The 19,669-nt window shown below is 72.8% G+C and carries 19 protein-coding genes; 8 read left to right on the plus strand and 11 right to left on the minus strand.

Annotation, left to right across the window (positions count from 1 at the left end; translation table 11 throughout):
- Positions 1-57: 57 nt before the first annotated feature.
- Positions 58-2,829: a cation-transporting P-type ATPase gene (locus AB0M18_RS08890; RefSeq protein ID WP_365756120.1), complete on the plus strand. Its 2,772-nt coding sequence runs from the start codon at positions 58-60 to the stop codon at positions 2,827-2,829.
- On the opposite strand, the gene AB0M18_RS08895 is transcribed toward AB0M18_RS08890, so the two are convergent.
- The 7 genes from AB0M18_RS08895 to AB0M18_RS08925 form a co-directional block, all read right to left on the minus strand.
- The gene (locus AB0M18_RS08895) at positions 2,826-3,914 is read right to left on the minus strand and encodes a hypothetical protein (RefSeq protein ID WP_365756121.1); all 1,089 of its coding nucleotides are present in this window, start codon (positions 3,912-3,914) and stop codon (positions 2,826-2,828) included. The two genes, AB0M18_RS08890 and AB0M18_RS08895, sit on opposite strands and share 4 nt — an antisense overlap.
- A 171-nt stretch (positions 3,915-4,085) precedes the next feature.
- On the minus strand, positions 4,086-4,319 hold the full coding sequence (locus AB0M18_RS08900; protein ID WP_365756122.1) for a phosphopantetheine-binding protein: 234 nt from the start codon (positions 4,317-4,319) through the stop codon (positions 4,086-4,088).
- Positions 4,320-4,354: 35 nt separating this feature from the next.
- Positions 4,355-5,707, minus strand: a complete 1,353-nt coding sequence (locus AB0M18_RS08905; RefSeq protein WP_365756123.1) for a 2-oxo acid dehydrogenase subunit E2 — start codon at positions 5,705-5,707, stop codon at positions 4,355-4,357.
- 1 nt (position 5,708) lies between these two features.
- The gene (locus tag AB0M18_RS08910; RefSeq protein WP_365756124.1) at positions 5,709-6,722 is read right to left on the minus strand and encodes a pyruvate dehydrogenase complex E1 component subunit beta; all 1,014 of its coding nucleotides are present in this window, start codon (positions 6,720-6,722) and stop codon (positions 5,709-5,711) included.
- The gene (pdhA, locus tag AB0M18_RS08915) at positions 6,719-7,777 is read right to left on the minus strand and encodes a pyruvate dehydrogenase (acetyl-transferring) E1 component subunit alpha (RefSeq protein WP_365756125.1); all 1,059 of its coding nucleotides are present in this window, start codon (positions 7,775-7,777) and stop codon (positions 6,719-6,721) included. Before pdhA ends, AB0M18_RS08910 begins: the two co-directional genes overlap by 4 nt.
- Positions 7,777-9,588, minus strand: a complete 1,812-nt coding sequence (gene acsA, locus AB0M18_RS08920; RefSeq protein WP_365756126.1) for an acetate--CoA ligase — start codon at positions 9,586-9,588, stop codon at positions 7,777-7,779. The genes pdhA and acsA overlap by 1 nt, the downstream gene beginning before the upstream one ends.
- Positions 9,585-10,265 (minus strand): CBS domain-containing protein, encoded by a 681-nt coding sequence (locus tag AB0M18_RS08925; protein ID WP_365756127.1) that lies wholly within the window; start codon positions 10,263-10,265, stop codon positions 9,585-9,587. The genes acsA and AB0M18_RS08925 overlap by 4 nt, the downstream gene beginning before the upstream one ends.
- A 167-nt stretch (positions 10,266-10,432) precedes the next feature.
- Here AB0M18_RS08925 and AB0M18_RS08930 point away from each other — a divergent pair, with 167 nt between their 5' ends.
- Complete coding sequence (locus AB0M18_RS08930) at positions 10,433-10,696, plus strand: DUF1918 domain-containing protein (protein ID WP_365756128.1); 264 nt, start codon at positions 10,433-10,435, stop codon at positions 10,694-10,696.
- Between the two features lie 113 nt (positions 10,697-10,809).
- On the opposite strand, the gene AB0M18_RS08935 is transcribed toward AB0M18_RS08930, so the two are convergent.
- A complete protein-coding gene (locus AB0M18_RS08935) occupies positions 10,810-11,421 on the minus strand; it encodes a CBS domain-containing protein (RefSeq protein WP_365756129.1) in 612 nt (203 codons plus the stop codon).
- 220 nt (positions 11,422-11,641) lie between these two features.
- On the opposite strand from AB0M18_RS08935, the gene AB0M18_RS08940 reads away from it, so the two are divergent.
- Together AB0M18_RS08940 and AB0M18_RS08945 are read left to right on the plus strand one after the other, a co-directional pair.
- On the plus strand, positions 11,642-12,673 hold the full coding sequence (locus AB0M18_RS08940; protein WP_365756130.1) for an ATP-binding cassette domain-containing protein: 1,032 nt from the start codon (positions 11,642-11,644) through the stop codon (positions 12,671-12,673).
- Positions 12,670-13,488: an ABC transporter permease subunit gene (locus tag AB0M18_RS08945; RefSeq protein ID WP_365756131.1), complete on the plus strand. Its 819-nt coding sequence runs from the start codon at positions 12,670-12,672 to the stop codon at positions 13,486-13,488. Before AB0M18_RS08940 ends, AB0M18_RS08945 begins: the two co-directional genes overlap by 4 nt.
- A 31-nt stretch (positions 13,489-13,519) precedes the next feature.
- Here AB0M18_RS08945 and AB0M18_RS08950 read toward each other — a convergent pair whose 3' ends face one another.
- Positions 13,520-14,065: a flavodoxin domain-containing protein gene (locus tag AB0M18_RS08950; protein ID WP_365756132.1), complete on the minus strand. Its 546-nt coding sequence runs from the start codon at positions 14,063-14,065 to the stop codon at positions 13,520-13,522.
- Complete coding sequence (locus tag AB0M18_RS08955; RefSeq protein WP_365756133.1) at positions 14,065-14,751, minus strand: hypothetical protein; 687 nt, start codon at positions 14,749-14,751, stop codon at positions 14,065-14,067. The genes AB0M18_RS08950 and AB0M18_RS08955 overlap by 1 nt, the downstream gene beginning before the upstream one ends.
- Positions 14,752-14,990: 239 nt before the next feature.
- On the opposite strand from AB0M18_RS08955, the gene AB0M18_RS08960 reads away from it, so the two are divergent.
- On the plus strand, positions 14,991-15,902 hold the full coding sequence (locus tag AB0M18_RS08960; RefSeq protein WP_365756134.1) for a universal stress protein: 912 nt from the start codon (positions 14,991-14,993) through the stop codon (positions 15,900-15,902).
- 78 nt (positions 15,903-15,980) lie between these two features.
- Here AB0M18_RS08960 and AB0M18_RS08965 read toward each other — a convergent pair whose 3' ends face one another.
- On the minus strand, positions 15,981-16,568 hold the full coding sequence (locus AB0M18_RS08965) for a CBS domain-containing protein (protein ID WP_365756135.1): 588 nt from the start codon (positions 16,566-16,568) through the stop codon (positions 15,981-15,983).
- A 287-nt stretch (positions 16,569-16,855) separates the two neighbouring features.
- On the opposite strand from AB0M18_RS08965, the gene AB0M18_RS08970 reads away from it, so the two are divergent.
- From AB0M18_RS08970 to AB0M18_RS08980, 3 genes are all read left to right on the plus strand, one after another.
- Positions 16,856-18,376: an ATP-binding protein gene (locus AB0M18_RS08970; RefSeq protein WP_365756136.1), complete on the plus strand. Its 1,521-nt coding sequence runs from the start codon at positions 16,856-16,858 to the stop codon at positions 18,374-18,376.
- The gene (locus AB0M18_RS08975) at positions 18,373-18,588 is read left to right on the plus strand and encodes a hypothetical protein (RefSeq protein WP_365756137.1); all 216 of its coding nucleotides are present in this window, start codon (positions 18,373-18,375) and stop codon (positions 18,586-18,588) included. Before AB0M18_RS08970 ends, AB0M18_RS08975 begins: the two co-directional genes overlap by 4 nt.
- Positions 18,589-18,758: 170 nt before the next feature.
- On the plus strand, positions 18,759-19,643 hold the full coding sequence (locus tag AB0M18_RS08980) for a universal stress protein (protein WP_365756138.1): 885 nt from the start codon (positions 18,759-18,761) through the stop codon (positions 19,641-19,643).
- The last annotated feature ends 26 nt before the right edge of the window (positions 19,644-19,669 follow it).

Genomic DNA, 19,669 nt, shown 5'->3' on the forward strand with positions numbered 1-19,669 from the left:
CGGTACGGGGCGGACCGGCACCGCCCCGGCTTCCGTACCACGGCCCGGGGACCGGCGATGGGTGACCGCGCCGAAGGCCGTACCACCGTCCGGCCGGCCCCCGCGGCCGCCGAGGCGCCACTGCCCTTCGACCCCAGCGAGCCGCTGCCCCGGCTGCGCCGCGAACTGGCCACCGGACCCGACGGACTGTCCGCCCGCGAGGCCGCCCGCCGCCTCGCGGTCCACGGGCCGAACGAGGTACGCCGCAAGGCGCACGCCTCCTTCGTACGCGAAGTCGTCGGCCAACTGGTCCACCCCCTGGCGCTGTTGCTGTGGGCCGCCGCCGCCCTCGCGTTCGTCGCGGACCTCGCCGTGCTCGGCTGGGCGATCCTCGCGGTCATCGCCGTCAACGCGGGCTTCGCCCTGCTCAAGGAACGTCAGGCCGAGCGCGCGGTGGAGACCCTCGCCCGCTATCTGCCCGAACACGCCCTCGTCGTACGGGACGGCAGGCCGCTCACGGTCGAGGCCCGCGACCTCGTGCCGGGCGACGTGATCGTCCTGGAGGAGGGCGACAAGGTCCCGGCGGACGCGCGGGTCACCGAGGGCGGGGTCGAGGTCGACCTGTCGATGCTCACGGGGGAGACCGCACCGGCCGAACGCCTGGCCGCGCCCGGACTCCTCGGCGCCCCGCTCCTGGAGGAGCCGAACCTGGTCTTCAGCGGTACGACCTGTGTCGAGGGGCAGGCCAGGGCCGTGGTGTTCGCCACCGGCGACCGCACCGAACTCGGCCGGATCGCCGCGCTCAGCCAGCGCACCCGGCGCGAGACGAGCCCGCTGGAGCGGCAGGTCAAGAAGGTCGCCTGGCTGATCGCCGGCGTCGCCACCGGCATGGGTGCCGTGTTCCTCGTCGTCGGCGTCGCGGTGGGCCTGCCCGTGACCGACTCCCTGATGTTCGCCATCGGACTCCTCGTCGCCAACGTCCCCGAGGGGCTGCTCCCGACCATCACCCTCGCCCTCGCCGTCGGCGTCCGTGCCCTGGCCCGCCGCGGCGCCCTCGTCAAACGGCTCAGCGCGGTCGAGACGCTCGGCTCCACGAACGTCATCTGCACCGACAAGACCGGCACCCTCACCCGCAACCGCATGCGTCTGCACGCGCTCTGGACCCCCGCACACGGACCGGAACCCGGCACCTGGACCCGGGAGTTGGCACGGGAAGCGGCCCTGTGCACCACCGTCACCCGCGACGCCGACGGCGAGACCCACGGAGACCCCACGGAGGCGGCGCTCGTCGCCGGAGCCGCCGAGCAGGGCGTCCCTGTCGATCTGGCCGTGCGCGACGCGGACCGCCGAGCCCTGTTCCGCTTCGACCCGCGGCTGCGGCTGATGTCGGTGGTGCAGCACGGCGGAGTCGGGGAGGAGAGCACCGGCGGGGCGCGGATCATCGTCAAGGGCGCGCCCGAGGCGGTGCTGTCCCGCGTACGGCCCGGCGCGGAGGCCGACTCGGAGACGGACGTGGACCGCGCCCGTACGGCCGCGGAGGCGCTCGCCCGGGACGGCATGCGGGTCCTCGCCGTCGCCGTACGCGCACTGGCGCCGGGCGCCGTCCCGCCGGCCCGGCGCCAGGACGCCGAGTCGGAGCTCACCCTGCTCGGTCTCGTCGGCCTGTACGACCCGCCGCGCCCCGAGGTCGCGGCGGCGGTCGAGCGCTGTCACCAGGCCGGCGTGAAGGTGCATGTCGTCACCGGCGACAACGGCGCCACCGCCGCGGCCGTCGCCCGCGAGGTCGGCATCGGAACACCGCGCCTCGACGTCGTCGCGGCCTCCGAGTCGATCGCGGACGCCGAACTGGACCGGCTGCTTCTCGCGTCCGACAGCGAGATCGTCTTCGCCCGCTCCTCGCCCGAGACCAAGCTCAAGGTGGCCGACGCCCTGCGCGCCCACGGCCGGATCGTCGCCATGACCGGAGACGGCGTCAACGACGCCCCCGCTCTGCACCGCGCCCACATCGGCGTCGCCATGGGCCGCTCGGGCACCGACGTGGCCCGCGAGGCGGCCACCATGGTGCTCACGGACGACGACTTCGCGACCATCGTCGCCGCGATCGAGTCAGGGCGCCGTGTCTACGACAACGTACGCAAGTTCATCGTCTACATCTTCGCCCACGCCACCCCGGAGATCGTGCCCTTCCTCGTCTTCGCGCTCTCCGCCGGAGCCGTGCCGCTGCCGCTCACCGTGCTCCAGATCCTCGCCATCGACCTCGGCACCGAGACCCTCCCCGCCCTCGCCCTCGGCCGCGAGCGCTCCGAGCCCGGCATCATGGAACGCCCGCCCCGGCCGCGCCACCAGGGCGTGATCTCCCGTGACATGCTCGTCCGCAGCTGGGGCTACCTGGGCCTGACCTCCGCCGCGCTCGTCATGGGCGGCTTCTTCTACGTCCTCTGGCGTGCGGGCTGGCAGCCCGGCGACCCCACCGGGGACGGAAGCCCTCTGCACCACGCGTACGTCACGGCCACCACCGCCACCTTCGCCGGCATCGTCACCTGCCAGGTCGGCACCGCCTTCGCCGCCCGCACCGACCACGCCGCCCTGCGCGATATCGGCGTGCTCTCGAACCGGCTCCTCCTCGCCGGCATCGCCTTCGAACTCGCCTTCACCGCCGCCCTCGTCTACGCGCCCCCGCTCCAGCACCTCTTCGGCACGGCCGATCTGCCGTGGGACGTCGTCCTGATCATCGCGACCTTCCCGGTCCTGGTATGGGGAACAGACGAACTGCGGCGCGCCGTGCGCCGGCGCCGGTCCGCCGTCCGAGGCCAGGGGGCGTCCGTCGGATCAGGGCCGGACACGACCTAGGGCCGGGACATCCTGACGGGTCCGATCGTGTGGGTCGCCACGGGGATCCCATCGACGCCCGTGGCGAGGAAGGCCAGCTCGCCACCTTCGTACGGCACGCCGAGCATCACGGTTTCGCGAAGTCTCGTGCCGGCGATCGGGAGGTCCTCGATGCCGTCGGCGTCGTGGAGGACGCCAGTCTCCGCGCCGGATTCCTCGGGCTCGTCCGCGTCCAGGAACACCGGTACGCAGGTGCAGGAGAACAGAGGGGCGCTCCCCGTGGCGTCATCGGCGGCGTGGATCCAGGTCCGGCCCTCGTGATCCAGCCGTTCCAGCACTCGCAGGGCCGGCACCGGCCCGCGACGCAGCACCGCGCCTCGGCGGCGTGCCAGAAGTCCTGTCGTCAGCAGGGAGAGCCCGGGCAGCCCACCGGCCAGGGCCAGCAACTGCCGGCCGAACGCGTCATACGGCTCGGCGGCCAAGCGCCGCCACGGTCCGTCCTCCAGTACCACCACGGTGGTCCCGAGGCTGTAGTCCTCGGGGAAGAGGGCGTCGACGGTGCTGCGACGCCCGTCAGGGGTGCGAACACGCAGCGACATGTCCGTACGGCCGGTGACTTCGGCCTCGATGCGCGTCGCCCGGGCGTCCTGTCGCTCGTCCGCGGCCACGGCGCGCAGGCCCAGGACGATCGCGCCCGCGGCGACGGCGCACAGCACCAACCCGGCGGCGATTGGGATCGTTCCCCGCCTCAGCGGACCGAGCAGCTCCGGCCACCGGTGCTCCGCGCCTGCGGCGGTCAGCCTGACGAGCCGGCGCTGCTGCCGTCGCGCGGCCAGTCGGTTCCACGCCGCCGCCCAGCCGAAGCCGAGGGCCGCGATGACCGCCAGATTCGCCGCCCGGGACGCCGCGGAGGCGGAGGGAAGCTCCTCCCATGCCACGATGGCCGCCAGAACCGGTGCGCCGACAAGGGCGAGCTCCGGAAGCCGGGCGAACCAGTACAACAACCCGATCGCCAGGCCGACCTGCACCATGCCGATCCAGTCCGGACCGCACGGGGCCGCGTCGCTGCACATGGGCACCGGTTCCATGGCGATCGCGGCGGCCACTGTCGTCAACAGAGTCAGGACGGACCACAGAGGCTTCGCTGGTCGAGCAGCTGGAACGGAGCGGGCACGCGCACGCCACCCAGCGAACCCGGTTCGCTGTGCCGTCGGTTCGAGTCCAGTCGTCAGGGGTTGGCGTCATACGCCACCCGCTGACCTCACTGACCAGCACGGTCATTCGGTGCGGGGCCTCGCCGCCGGCGCCCCGCTCCCGTGCATCAGGCGATCGGCGCATCCGTCCCAGGTGACGAGAGCCGGGTAGTCGTCCTCCGTGAGTTCCACGCCGCTGAGTTCGGCGAGTGCCTCGACGAACTCGAGGAAGTCCAGCGAATCCAGCTCGTACGCGTCCCGCAGGGACGCCTCGGGGTCGAGCCCGGTGAAGTCCGCGTCGGGGACGATGCGCTGCACGGCTTGTCGGACGAACGTCCTTGCCTCGTCGCGGTTCACAGGTCCTCCGGTTGCTGCAGGAGTGTGTCCAGGGTGGTGAGGAAATGAGCGCCGGTGGCGCCGTCGGCCGCGCGGTGATCGGCGGACAGCGTCGCCGTGACGGTGGGCCGCACGCCCAGGAGCCCGTCGACGGCGACCGGGCGGTCGACGATCCGGCCGAGGCCGACGAGGGCGACCTGCGGCGAGTAGACGACCCCGAACACGGCCTCGACGCCCTGGTCGCCGAGATTGGTGACGGTGATGCTGGGGTCGGCGGTCTCGGAGGAGCGGAGGTGGCCATGACGTGCCCGCGCCACCAGGTCCCTGAGCGCGGCCATCACCTCGGCCACGGAGAGCGTGTCGGCGTGGGCGAGGGCGGGGGCGACGAGGCCGCCGCCCCGCAGGGAGACCGCGACCCCGAGGCGGACCTCGTCCGCGGGGGTGAAAGCGTCGTCGAGCCAGTGCCCGTTGAGCTCGGGCACCTCGCGTGCCGCGAGGGCGACCGCCTTGAGCATGAGTGCGGCGGGCACCAGACGCGCGGACAGCGGAAGGTCACGGTTGCGCGCGTGCATCCAGTCCAGCGCGGCCGCCAGGTCCACGGTCGTGGAGAGGTAGAAGTGGGGGATCTCCCTCTTCGAACGGGACATCAGTCGGGCGGTCGCCGTCCGCGCCGCGTCGCGGTGCAAGGGGGGCGCCGCCCTGGCGGCGGCGCGGACGTCGTCCGCGCGGACGCTGCCGTTGCTGCCCGTGCCGGACACCTCCGCGAGATCGACCCCGAGTTCGCCGGCCAGCCTCCTCGCGAGGGGAGAGGCCGGCACACGCGCCGGCCCGCCCGCACTCGGCGCGGGCCCCGGCCGCTGCTCCGGCGCGCCGGTTCGCGGGGTTCGGCGCTCGGCGGCCCGCGGCCGCCGGTCGGGCGTCGCGCCGACGTCGCCAGCGGCGCCCGTGTCGTCACCCGGGCCGGGCGCGGCCGACGGCTGCCCGTCCGGTGCCGGCGGACGCGCCGGCTCCGCGCCCGCCACGTCCGCCCGGGTGATCCTCCCGCCCGGGCCCGAACCGTGGACCGCCGCCAGGTCGACGTGCCGGTCCTCCGCGAGACGGCGGACCAGGGGAGTGGCGAGGGGAGCCCCCTCGACGGACGTGCCGATCCGGGCCAGCGGAGTGCCCACCGGCACGGTCGTGCCTTCGTCGACCAGGAGTTCGTCGACCGTGCCGCTGTCGAAGCACTCCACCTCGATCGCGGACTTGGCGGTCTCGACCACCGCGATCACATCGCCCCGGGTGACCCGGTCACCCGGGTGAACCAGCCACTGGGACAGGGTCCCCTCGTCCATGTCGGCGCCCAGGGACGGCATGGTGAACTCGGCCATGTCAGCCCACCGCCCGCCGTGCCGCCGCCACGATTCCGGCCTGCTGAGGGAGCGCGGCCTCCTCCAGGTGCCGGGCGTACGGAATCGGGACCTCCGCCGCGCAGACCCGTTCGACGGGCGCGTCCAGGTCGAAGAACGCCTGCTCGGTGATCCTCGCCGAGATCTCGGCGGAGAGGCTGCCGCTGCGCCATCCCTCATCGACCAGAACGGCGCGATGGGTCCGCCGGACGGAGTCGAGGATCGTGGCGTCGTCCAGCGGCCGCAGCGTGCGCAGGTCCACGACCTCGGCTTCCACGCCCTCGCCGGCCAGCTCCTCCGCCGCGGCCAGGGCCTTGGCGAGGCTGCCGCCGTAGGCCACGATCGAGACGTCCGTGCCCTTGCGGCGTACCACCGCGCGGTCCAGATCGACGTCCCGTACCGTCTCGTCGAGCACCCCGGTCGCGTTGTACAGACTGCCGTGTTCGAAGATCAGCACGGGGTCGGGGTCGGCGAGGGCGGGCGCCAGCAGATGACGGGCGTCGTCGAGGGTGGCCGGAGTGAGGACCCGGATGCCGGGGATGTGGGCGTACCAGCCTTCGAGGCTGTGCGAGTGCTGGGCGGCGAGCTGGCGCCCGGCGCCCGTGGTCATCCGGATCACCAGCGGCACGCCGAGTTGACCGCCCGACATGTGGCGCAGTGTGGCGGCGTTGTTGAGGATCTGGTCGAGCGCGAGCAGACTGAAGTTGACGGTCATGATCTCGACGATCGGCCGCATGCCCGCCAGCGCGGCGCCTATCCCCGCCCCCACGAAGGCGGACTCGGAGAGGGGAGTGTCCCGGACCCGGTCCGGCCCGAACTCCTCCAGGAGTCCGAGACTCACGCCGAAGCAGCCTCCGTAGCGCCCCACGTCCTCGCCCATGAGGAAGACCCGGTCGTCCGTCGCGAGGGCCTCCCGCAACGCCTCGCGCAGAGCCTCGCGATAGGTGAGGGTCCCTTCGTCGGCCGGTGCGCTGCCGGCCTTGCCCCGGGTGTTCATGACGGCACCTCCTCGTTCCGCCCGGTGACGTGGCGCAGCAGGCTCTCCGCCGGTTCCTCGGGGGCCTGTTCGGCGGCGTGGACGGCCTGGTCGATCTCCTCGGCGACCTCGCGTTCCAGCTTCTCCAGGGCGCTCTCGTCGAGCGGACCGGCCGCCCGCATCCGCTCGGTCAGGAGGGTGACGGGGTCGCGGCGCTTCCACTCCTCGATCTCGTCCTTCGAGCGGTAGCGGTCCGGGTCGTACATCGAGTGCGCGCGGAAACGGTACGTCCGAGCCTCCAGGAAGTGCGGACCGTTCCCGGCACGGATGGAGGCCACTGCTCCGCGCGCGGCCTTCTCGACCGCGTGCACGTCCATGCCGTCGACGGCCCACGCCGCCATCCCGTACGAAGCGGCCCGCATGGCCAGGTCCGTCTGCGCGTGCTCTCGGGCGAGCGCCGTGCCCATCGCGTACAGGTTGTTCTCGCAGACGAAGAGCACGGGAAGCTCCCACAACGCGGCCAGGTTCGCGCTCTCGTGGAACTCGCCCTCGGCGAAGGCGCCGTCCCCGAAGAAGCAGCAGGTCACGCCGGACCGGCCGCGCATACGATCCGCCAGTGCCAGACCCACGGCGACGGGCAGCCCGCCGCCGACGATCGCGTTGCCGCCGTAGAAGCGCCGTCCGGCGTCGAAGAGATGCATCGACCCGCCGCGGCCGTGGCTGCAACCGGTGACGCGCCCGTACATCTCCGCCATCACGGCGTCGGCCGGTACCCCGCGGGCCAGCGCGTGTCCGTGCTCGCGGTACGTCGACACCACCGCGTCCCGCTCGGCGAGGGCCTGCTGGACCCCGACGGCGACCGCCTCCTCGCCGATGTACAGGTGCACGAACCCGCGGATGGCCGCCGCGCTGTACAGCTCCACACACCGCTCCTCGAAGCGACGGATGAGCAGCATCTCCCGGAGCAGATCCAGGTCGTGCGCGTTCTCGGGAGTGACCGAGCCGGTCTCCTCACGGGCCCGGTGCGGGCGCTCGGTGGCCGAACGCCCCGCAGAAGCCCCTCGCTTGGCGCCCATCACCGCTCCTCTCCGGACGACGGCGCGGCGCTCCCCGGCTCCTCCGGGGACTCCAGGGTCGACACGTCGCCCTCGGGCAGGCCGAGTTCACGCGCCCGCAGCAGTCGGCGCATGACCTTCCCGCTGCGGGTCTTCGGCAGGTCCTGCGCGAAGTCGATCTCGCGGGGTGCGACGGCGGGGCCGAGGCGCCGCCGGGCGAACGCGAGGAGCTCACGGCGCAGTCCGGGACCCGGCGCGTACTCCGGGCGCAGGGAGACGAAGGCCTTCACGATCGCGCCCGCCACGGCGTCGGGCCGGCCGATGACACCCGCCTCGGCGACCGCCGGGTGCTCCATCAGCGCGCTTTCGACCTCGAAGGGCCCCACCAGATGCCCCGCGGACTTGATGACGTCGTCGGCGCGTCCCACGAACCAGTACCAGCCGTCGGCGTCGCGGGTGACCAGGTCGCCGGTCAGGTACCAGCCGTCGGCGAAGCACGCCTCGTACCGGCGCGGCTCGTGCAGATAGCCCCGGAACATCGACGGCCAGCCGCCGGCCCTGAGGGCGAGCTCTCCTTGGGCATCAGGCCGTTCCAGGACCTGGACACGGCCGTCGGTGACCCGGGTGCGGCCGTCGTCCCCGCACTCCAGCACGGCGGCATCGACGCCGGGGAGCGGTCGTCCCATGGATCCGGGGCGCACCGGGTCGGCGGCGAAGTTGGCGATCATGATCGCACCGGTCTCGGTCTGCCACCAGGTGTCGTGGACGGGCAGTCCGAGTACGTCCCGACCCCAGCGCACCGCCTCCGGGTTGAGGGGTTCGCCGACGCTCGCGACGAAGCGGAGCGCCGACAGGTCGTACTGCTCGGGAGGGGTCCGGCCCTCGCCCGGGCGGGGCGTGGCCCGCATGAGCATGCGGAGGGCCGTCGGCGCGGTGTACCAGACCGTGACGTGCTGGTCGGCGAGGACGCCGTACCACCGCCGGGGATCGAAGTCCCCTTCGTCGACGACGGTCGTCACCCCGTGGGTGAGCGGGGCGATGATCCCGTACGACATCCCGGTCACCCACCCCGGGTCGGCCGTGCACCAGAAGACGTCACCCTCGTGAAGGTCCAGCGCGTAGGCGGCGGTGGCGTGATGGGCGACCACGGCTTCGTGGACGTGCATCGCTCCCTTCGGCGTCCCGGTGGTGCCGCTGGTGAAGTGCAGCAGCGCCAGGTCCCCGGGGTTCGTCGGTGGGACCGTGAACTCCGCGGAGGACTGGGCCATGAGGGCGGGGAAGGACGACGTGTCCGGGGGAGGGTCGTCACCGGGGTCGAGCAGCAGGACGTGACGCAGGCCGGGGAGCCTGTCGCGGACGGGTGCGACCTTGCGCTCGTACAGTCGGCGCGTCGTCACGAGCGCCCGCGCGTCACCCAACTCCATGCGCAGCGCCACGGGTTCGGGGCCGAAGGCGGTGAACAGGGGGCACAGGACGCGGCCCGCGCGCAGTGTGCCAAGGACGGCGGCGTACAGCTCGGCACGGCGGCCGAGAAGGGTGAACACCCGCTCTCCCGGGGCGACTCCGAGCGCGTCGAGCGTATGGGCGAAGCGGGAGCTGAGCTCGGCGAGCCGTGCGTACGTCAGCGTCGTGACCGATCCGTCGACCGCGACACACCGCAGAGCCGCACGCGCCCCGTGCCCGTCGCGCAGCTGCCGGTCGACCGCCTCGTAGCCGATGTTGAGGCCGCCGCCGGGCAGGCCCGCGAGTCGTGCACGTGCCCGCTGCCAGCCGAAAGCGGCGCGTGCGCTCTCGTAGTCGGGCATGACCGGCTCCACCCACAGGGACTTCATCGCGGGGGCTCCACGTCGAGGGCGAGGTTGTCGTACGCGTAGTCGATCGACTGGTGGAGCGCGACCACCCCGTCGACGGAGCGGCACAGCCGCTCGATCACGGGGATGTCGCCGCGCGCCTCGACGCGTCCGGTGAGCGTCACCACCCCGTCCTTCACGCTCGCGTCGATCGTGCCGGGGGCGAGCCGCAGCGTGGCGCCGAGAACGTCCCGCGCGATCTCCTCGTGGATCGCGGAATCGCTGCGGAGGAAGGGGCGCAGCAGGTCGCCGCGGCTGACGATGCCGACGAGCCGTCCGGTCTCGTCGATCACGGGCAGCCGCTTCACGCCCTTGCGGTGCATCGTCCGGGCGGTCTCGACGAGGTCCCACTCCGGCCGCGCGGTGGCGGCGGGGGAGGTCATCAGCTCTTCGGCGGTCTCGGCATCGCGGGGGGATCCGTGTTCCCGCGACAGGAGACGCACGCCTGCCCAGCGTCCCTCGAGGTCGGGCAGCTCGGCCGTGGTCCGCAGGAGGTCGGCCTCCGAGACGACGCCGATGGGGCGTCGCTCGTCGTCGACGACCGGGGCGGCGGTGATGTCGTTGTCGTTGAAGAGCCGGACGATCTCCTTGAAGGGCGTCGCCCGGTCGATGGTGACGACCTCGTGCGTCATCACCTCGAATACGGTGCGGTGCTGCATGGCCCTCCTCCTTCCCGGAGCCCTGCATGCCGGCATTCCCCACCCTGACCCCCTCGGCGTCACCCGTGGAGTGCCGAATGGTCCCCATCTGGGACGGTCGGCCCCATGACGGCCCCCCGAACGAGGCGGAGAGTGGAGGGGTGGGGTACTCCCGGGAGGAGAGGGCCATGGCCGGAACAGGAACGCAGCGCCGACCCGAGGACTCCCACGCCGGCGTCGGCCTCTGGGCCCGGGTGGGGGACCGCCTGATCGTCGGCGGCGCGGTCGTGGGTGACGACGGTCGCGACGGCGAGATCGTCGGTCTGCACCACGCGGACGGCAGCCCGCCCTTCGATGTGCTGTGGTCGGACACGGGGAAGATCACCCTGGTCTTCCCGGGGCCCGACGCGCGGGTCCAGCATTTCCCGGCGCATCGAGTCACGGAGCGTTGAGTCACGGACCCGGCGCATCGAGTCACGGGACGCCGCGAGTGACGGGACGCCGCGAGTGACGGCACAGTGACGGCACGCCGATGGCCCCGGACGCCCACGGGACCCCCGGACGCCTACGGGACGCGGGTGTCGAACTCCGCCACGGCGTCCACCACACCCGGAACCGCCCGGGTCAGCTGGAGCAGCAGGTTCACCGAGACCGAGTCGGGCACGTGCCCGCCGAGGGTGACGACGCCGTCCGCCGCTCTCACCGTGAGCATGGTCTCTCCTTCCGCGGCCTCTCCTTCGGGGATCAGGTGCGTGAGGAGTTCGTGCCGCACGTCTTCGGCGAGCTCGGCGTCGGACCGCAGATAGACCTTGAGCAGATCTCCCCGGCTGACGACGCCGACGAGACGTCCGTCGTCGTCCACCACGGGAAGACGCTTCAGATGCCCGCGCCCCATCAGCCGGGCGGCGCCCGGGATCGTGGCGCCGCGCGGGACCGTGACGGCGGGCACCGACATCAGGTGCCGCGCGGTGGTCCCCGGCCGGCCTTCGCCCGGCACCTTGCCCATGACATCGGCCTCCGACACCACTCCCACGACGCGCCCCTCGGGAGACAGCACCGGCAGAGCGCTGATTCGCCAGCGACTGATGGCGGAGACGACCTCCTTGACCGGGGCGTCCAGTCCCACGGAGACCACCGCGTGCGTCATCACGTCGTCGACCGTGCGCGGGTGCTTCATCACGCCACCTCCGGTGCCTCGGCAGCCCCTCGTCGGCCACTCGGCCGCCCCACCACATCGAGCCTGCGCCGACACACGGGGGCCGGGCATGGGCCGATCGGGGTCGAGCCGGTGCCGAACAGCCCTGGCAGCCGCGCACCGCGCACCGCGCACCACGCACCGCGCGCCCCGGATCCGCGAGAAGCGGGCGAGGGCAGAACGGCGGGCACAGACTGGACGTATGGGCGTGGAGCACGCCATCGCGCTGGACCGGCTGACCAAACGCTACGGGTCCGTCGTCGGTGTCGAGGAACTGTCCCTGACCGTCGGAGCGGGTGAGGTCTTCGGCTTCCTGGGGCCCAACGGGGCCGGGAAGACGACGACGCTTCGCTGCCTCGTCGGGCTTCTCAAGCCAACAGCCGGCCGCATGCGGGTGCTGGGCCTCGACCCGGTCGCCGAGCACCCCCGGCTCGCGCCCGAGCTCGGCTATCTGCCCGGGGAGCTGCGCTTCCACCCCGAACTCACCGGTGCCGAGACCCTCGACCTGCTCACGGCACTGCAACGGGTGCCGTCGTCCCGTCGCACGGAGCTGTGCGCGCGCCTCGACCTGTCCGAGCGGGATCTGCGACGCCCGGTCCTGGCCTACTCCCGAGGCATGAAACAGAAGCTCGGTCTCGTCCAGGCCCTTCAGCACGACCCCCGGCTCGTCGTGCTCGACGAACCGACCGAGGGACTCGACCCCCTCGTGCAGGAGACCTTCTACGAGCTGATGGCGGAGGCGGCCGGGGCAGGCCGCACGGTGCTGCTGTCCAGCCATGTCCTGCCGGAGGTCCAGCGTGCCTGCGGTCGGGTGGCGATCGTCCGCGAGGGGCGGCTCGTCACCGTCGAGCGGGTCGCCGCGCTGCGAGAGGCCAGGGCGCGGAGGATCCGTGTCACGCTCGGGGGCGGTCAGGGCGGTCAGGGCGGTCAGGGCGGTCAGGGCGGTCAGGGCGGTCAGGGCGGTCAGGGCGGTCAGGGCGATCGGACCGATCGGACCGACCGGACCGACCGGTTCGGCCCGCCCCGTCTCGGGGAGGCGGACCGCTGGAATCCACGATGGCAGGGCGACCGGGCCGAGTTGCTGGTCCCGCCGAGCGAGGTCGTGGCCACGCTGCGTGCGCTGCTCGCCCTCCCGGTCGTCGACATCACGGTGGAGGAGGCCGGTCTCGACGAGGCGTTCCTCGACCTCTACCGCGACAGCGGCGGTCACCGTACCCCCGAGGAACCGCCGTGAGCCGCCGGTGGCCGCTGCTGTGGCTCGCCCTGCACCGCAGGCGGCGCATGCTGATCGGCCTGCTGATCGGCATGGTGGTCTTCGAGGCGCTGATCGTGGTCGTCACGAACACGATCCCGCCCGGCCGGCTCTTCTCGGGCGGCGGCAGTCCGCCGTCGGCGTACCGGGCGTTCAGCGGTTCCAGCGGAGACGTCTCCATAGCGAGCTACCCCGGCCTGCTCGGGGCGGGACTGACCCATCCCTTCTGGATCGCGCTCCAGCTGACCGTGATCGGCTCCCTCGCGGCCGCCGCCGTCGCCGCGGACGTGGAGTCCGGAACGATCGAGCTGGTGATGGTCCGCCCGGTCACCCGCACCCGCCTCCTCGCCGAACGCACCGCGGCGCTCCTCATCGCCTCCGCGGCCCTGACCGCCGCCGCCACGCTCACCGTCGCCGCCGGCGTGGCGCTCTCCCCGGAGATCCACGCGGACGTCGGCCTCGGCGGAGTCTTCGCGGCCGGACTCATGGGATACGGCTTCGCCCTGTGCCTGATCGGCCCCGCGCTCGCCGTGTCGGCCGCCGGGCGGCGACGGGCGCAGGTCCTCGGCACGGTGATAGCGATCGGAGCGGTGGGGTTCGCCGTCAACTTCATCGCCCTCGCCTGGGAGCCCGCGGCGTCCCTGCGCTACATCAGCCCGTTCCACTACTACGCACCAGGAGACGCCCTCGCCCGCGGCGCCGTCCTCTGGGCCGACCTCGCGGTCCTGACGGGCGTGGGCGTGGCCGGCCTCCTGGCGGCCCACCTGCTGCTCCGCCGCCGCGACCTCGCCCCCTGACCCGGGCCGGGGGCGAGACGTACGGCGTCGGTCAAGCGACCTGGAGGGCCGCGCCCCACGCCCTCGCGCGCTCGCGCTCACCCTCGCGCAGCGGGCCCTCGGTGTCCTCGATGACGAACCCCTCCGGTTCCGCGACGAGTTCGTAGCCGTGACCGCGCAGCCGGCGCGCGATGCCGCCGGCGGCGCCGCCTGCCAGACGCATGTCCGCCCGCGTGTCGAACGCCGCGGCGGCATGGGTGCCGGTGTGGGCCTTCGGGAGGGTGTGGTGGAACCAGTCGCGGACGCCGGGGCCCTCGGCGTCCGGCAGGGGCGTGAACGCCCGCTGCTCCTTCTCCGCCTCGTTCGCCTCCGACTTCAGCCCCATCTTCCGGCTCATCCCCGTGGTCATGCCCCGCATATGGGTCGGCCCGCCGACGACCAGCAGGTCGGTGGCGCCGATGCGCTCCGGCAGCGCGTCGTTCACCGCCACGCACTCGACCTCGGCGTTCGGGTGCGCCTGCCTGACGCCTTCCCCGATCGCGTCAGCGATCTCCCGCGTGTTGCCGAACAGGCTCTCGTACACGATCACAGCACGCATCACGACTCATCTCCTCGACTGCTTCGTTCTCCGGCGTCTCCGGCCTCTCCGGCCTCTGCGGCCGCTTCGATCGTCCGCAGTGCCCCGCGCAGCACGATGCCGACCCCCGGTGACACGAGAGTCCAGTACCGGCCGAACCGTGCGGTGGACTCGGGGTCGGTGCAGGCGGTGCGCGCCTCGTACGTCAGCAGGGACCGCCGCGCCCCGTAGGGGTGGACGACGAAGGCGGCGGCCATCTTCGCCCAGCCGGGCTCCTCGAAGCCCGCGAACTCCCCCGGTTCGACGCGACGCCACTCGATGGTGGGCTTCCAGACCTTGCCGACCGCCCCGAAGGCGATCTCGCGGCCCGGGTTCTCTCCCAGGGGGACCCAGGGTTGGGCCTCCCGGTCCGCCTGCTCACCCTGAACACCACGGGCGGCGGTGTCGAACAGATCGGACACGCGCATCGACGGCGGTGTGGCCACCGGCCGGCGGCGCATCCGGTCCGGCACTCCACGTGCCCACATGACCACGTCGAACAGCGGCGAGTGTATGGACAGCATGTCCAGATCACGGGCCGCGCCGTACACCACGTCCGGAGCGGCGGTGATCACACCGCACTCCAGACGGGAGAACCGGAACTCCGGCAGAGCCGCGTCGAGCAGGAGAGGCTCGGCGCTCGCGGCGACGCTCGGGTCTGTACGCATGTGGACCTCCCGGATCCGACTCCACCAGTCTGGCCCACAGGACACGCACCCCGCTGGGGTCGAACGGGCCCCATCGCCTCGCGGCAGGGCCTCCCTCGGGCTCCGCGACCGGAGGGCCGACAGGTCTCGAAAGGGACCGAAGGACCCATCCCCGGGGGTCCCGGCACGGTGCCAGCGTGGAAGGTGCCGCACCGGGGGACCTTCGTCCCCGGCCCTGGGACGCATTCCGAGGAGGAGCGATGAGCAGCGACATCCCCGTCCATCCGGAGCTCGGCACCGTCATCGCGGGGATCGACGGCTCCCCGTCCGCCCGGACGGCCGCCCTGTGGGCCGCCGACGAGGCGGCGCGGCGCGGCCGGTCCGTGCATCTCGTGCACGCCGCCGATACCGACCGGCGAGCCCTGATCGTCCGCGCGGAGACTCTTCAGGCGGTACGGGAGGCCGGGCGCGACCTGCTCGACGAGACGGCCACGGCGATTCAGGACCGCCACCCCGATCTGACCGTGGTCAAGGAGCTCAGCAAGCTGGAACCGGTCGCGGCACTCCGTGCGACCGCCGGCCACCGGGGCACGATCGTGGTGGGCAACCGGGGCCTCGGCGGGTTCGCCTCGCTGATGCTGGGCTCGGTCGGACTGGGCGTCGCCGCTCGTTCGACCGTACCGGTGATCGTCGTGCGCGGCGACGGCGAGCGACCGGAGACGGGTACGGTCACCGCGGCCGTGCACGGAGCCTCGGACCTCGCATGGCTGCCCGTCGCGGCGGCCGAGGCCGAGGCGCGCAAGGCCTCGCTGAGACTGCTGAGCGGGTGGAACATGCTCACCCACGTCGGCAGCGTCGCGACCAGGCTCGACGACCCGGACGAGATGACCCGGACACGGGTCCAGGAAGTGAGGGAGATCGCCGATCTCCTCAGGCACTCCCACCCGGAACTCGACGTCAGCCACCACGTCGAGAGGGGCACCAGCACCCCCGGCATCCTGGTCGACGCCAGCGCTCACACGGACCTTCTCGTCATGGGCACCGAGCACCGTGCCCTGGGCGTGGCGCCGGCCCTCGGACGGGTCGCCCACGTCGTGCTGCACCATGCCCACTGCCCCGTGCAGATCGTCCCGTCCCGCTTCACGGACTGGGAACGCCGGGAGGAGCGGTGAGGTCCGCGCGATCCGTCGGTTCCCGTGCTCGTCCCGGCTGCCCGCCCCCGTGCTCTGCCGTCGTACCCGCCCCCGTGCTCAGTCGTCGTATCGGATCCTGTCGACGACAGCCGCGACGCCGTCCACGCTGCCGCACAGCCGCTCGATCACCGGCGCCAGCCGCCGGTCGGGGAGAGTCCCGCTGAGGGTCACGACGCCCTCCGTGACGTCGACGCTCACGGCGGAGGGGGCCAGGCGCAGAGTGCGGGTGAGGACGTCCTCGACGACCTCCTCCTGGATCGCGTGATCGCGGCGCAGGAAGAGCTGGATGAGGTCGCTGCGGCTGAGCACGCCCACGACCACGCCCGTCTCGTCGACGACCGGCAGGCGTTTGATGCCCCGCCGGTCCATCACCCGGACCGCGCGCACCGCGCTCCACTCCGGCTGGGCCACCACAGCCGGACTCGACATGAGTTCGCCGGCACTGTTCCCCCCGCCGCCGTTCGCCTGGCGGCGGACGAGATCGCGTTCGGAGACCACACCGAGCGGGCGGTTCGCCTCGTCGACGACGCACACGGCGGTGATGTCGAACTCGTCGAGCAGCCGGGCGATCTCCCGCAGGGACGCGTCCGGGCGGACGCTCACCGTGGTGGGGGTCATCAGATCGGCGACGCTGCGGTGCCTCATGACGTGTCACTCCCGGTCGTGGCGGCGATGCGCCGTCTCACCTCGTCCGTCAGGGCCACCGGACGCGGCGACGCGGCGACACGGCGACGCGGCGACACGGCGACCAACGCACGGCTACGACCTTCACATTCCTCGCGGCCGCCGTCGCCCGAACAGGGCCGAACGGGGTTCTCGGCAGGGCTGACCGGGCCCTCACGGCCCGGGCCCGGGGCCCGTATCGTGAGATGCATGGGGCGAAGACCCCTTCTCCTCGCCCCTGAGAAATGTCCTTGGAAGGGGAGAGAACAGTGGGAACTCTGACCACCCCTGTCGCCCGGCCTCAGGGGCTCTACGACCGTGAGGCCGAGTGGGACCGGCTTGTCGCATTCGTCGACGATCCCCGTCCGGGGCCCGCGATCGGCGTCCTCACCGGTCCACAGGGGCACGGAAAATCCTTTCTGCTCAAAGCCCTGGCCCGCGCCACGGGCGGGTTCTATTTCGCCGGCCAGGAAGCCGCTCAAGCTGAGACCCTCCGTGCGCTCGCCGAGCGGTACGCGCGCCATGCCGGTCTCGCGCGGGCACCTCGATGGACGGAGTGGCGGGACGCGCTGCTCGCACTGGCGGGCTCGGGGCGCGAACCGGCGGCGCTGGTCGTCATCGACGGATTTCCCGAGGTCGTACGGCAGAGCCCAGGGCTGCCGGCCACGATCAGCGAGGTGTGCCATCAGCTGGGCGGCGGCCCGGACGGTTCCTCCCGGCTCCGGCTGCTGCTCTGCGGCAGTACGACACCGGTGATGAGCCGCCTGCTCAACGCCTCGGCCGGATGGGTGGACCAGGTCGTGGAGATGGCCCCGCTGGACTACCGGCAGGCAAGGGAACTGTGGGCGATCGACGACGTCGGGCTGGCGTTGCGCGTGCACGCCGTCGTCGGCGGCAGCGCGGCCTTCCGCTTCGACCCGGCGGGCGACCGGCCCCCGGTCGGCTTCGCCGACTTCGACCGGTGGGTACAGGAGCGGGTGCTCAGCCCGAGGCTGCCGCTGTTCTGGAAGGCCGGGCACATCCTGGGCCGGGTCCCGGACGGCTGGGACATGGCCTCGTGTCACTCCACCGTGGCCGCGCTCGCGGCCGGCCGCTCCACACCGGGGGCGATCGCCGACTGGCTCGACCGGCCGGCGACGGACGTGCCGCACATCCTGTCCCACCTCGAAGTACGCGGCCTGGTACGCGGCGAGCCCGACGCCTTCCAGCCGGGGCTGATCCACTACCGCATCACCGAACCCCTGCTGGCCTTCGACCACGCCGTGATCCGCCCCCACCGCTCCGAGCTCGTGGACGCGGATGCCGCAGGGATCGAGGAGATCTGGCGACGGGCACGGTCCACGTTCGAAAGAGACGTGGGCGCCCCGCACTTCGCCCGGATCTGCCGGGAGTGGGCGGTCCGGTTCGCCCCGGCGGCGCTCTTCGGAGACGCGCCCGCGTCCGCGCTGTCGGGTTCTCTCCCGCATGCCACCACTCAGGCCGAGGAGATCGACGTCGTGGTGCGCGGCGAGCAGGGCCGCCGTCCCGGCCCGCTGCTGTCGATCGGCTCGGTCTCCTGGACGCACCCCATGGACACGCCCCACCTCGAACGGCTGCGCGGGCACCTGGCGCGCCTCGCCGCTCTCGGCGAGGACACCGACCGAACCCGCCTCGTCTGCTTCGGAGCCGCCGGGTTCGGTCCGGGACTCCGGGAGGCCGAAGGGGACGGGGAGGTGCTCCTCGTATCACCCGAACGGCTGTACGGCGACGGTGTGCGGCCGCGCAACCCTCAGGAAGGAGGACGTCCGTGACCGACAAGGCAAACCCGTCCCGCAGGCGGGAGACCAGGGCCACGGCCCGGCCCGACCGGCAGGAGATGCCGAGCGGCCTGCTTCCCGCGCCGCAGAAGCCGGCGACGCGGATCCCGGTGAAGGCGAAGGGGATCGCGGTGAAGGCGAAGGGAATCCAGGCACGTCCCGGGCGACCCGTGAGCACTGTTCGTGTGAGCACGCTCTTCCTGTGACCCTCTGAGGACCACCGGCTTGTCGGCATGATCGGTGAAGCGGATCCTGCCCGGCGCAGCGGATCCTGCCTGGTGAAGCGGATCTTGCCCGGCACCGGTCGGGCTCTGCTCTGTGGCCGTGGAGCGTCGCCGGGGTGACGCTTGGGACGGGGGCTGAGCGAAGGAGCGCCGTGAGTGGTCTGGTGATCGTGGGAGCGGACGGCTCGGCGTCGAGCCTGGTCGCCGTCGAGGCGGCGGCCCGGGAGGCCCGGTGGCGAGACGCGGGGCTGCGGATCGTGAACGCCTTCCACTGGCCGGTGGCGAGTGTGCCGCTGTGGCAGGCCCTGCCGATGCCGGACGAGGGCGAGATACGGAAGATGACCGAGGGCCTGCTGGCCGAGGCGGTACGCCGTGCCAGGACGGCGGCACCATCGGTGGACGTCACCCATGCCGTGGTGGTGGGGGAGCCGGTCACGGTCCTTGAGGCACAGTCGCGCGCGGCGGAGCTGCTGGTCGTCGGGTCCCGGGGCGTGGGCGGCTTCGTGGGGCTGCTGCTGGGCTCCACGGCGGTGCACCTCGCGGCACACGGCCGATGTCCTGTGCTCGTGGTGCGGGACCGGGCGGAGTCCGGCGGGCCGATCGTGCTGGCGGTCGACGGCTCGCGGGCCGGCGAGGCGGCGGTGGACTTCGCATTCGCGGAGGCCGCGCTGCGCGGCGTGGGCCTCGTCGCCCTGCATGCGTGGACCACGTGGAACGCCCCCGTGCCTCCGCCGCAGGATCCCGCCGAACCGTACGCGAGCGGTCCGGGCATGCTCGCCCAGGCGGAGGAGCGTCTGCTCGCCGAGGCGCTCGCGGGTCGCCGGGAGAGGTACCCGGAGGTCCCGGTCGAGCTCCGCGTGGTGCACGGTGCCACCCGTGAGGCTCTGGTCGAGGCGAGCAGCGCCGCGCAGCTCCTGGTCGTCGGCGCACGGGGGCGCGGTGGTTTCGCGGGCCTGCTGCTCGGCTCGGTGAGCCAGGCGGTGCTGCATCACGCGCACTGCCCGGTCGCCGTGGTGCGCCCTCTGGGCGAGCGCTGACCCGGGGGAACCCTCCTGCGGTCGGT

It is taken from the genome of Streptomyces sp. NPDC051909, from assembly GCF_040681095.1.
GTDB lineage: Bacteria > Actinomycetota > Actinomycetes > Streptomycetales > Streptomycetaceae > Streptomyces.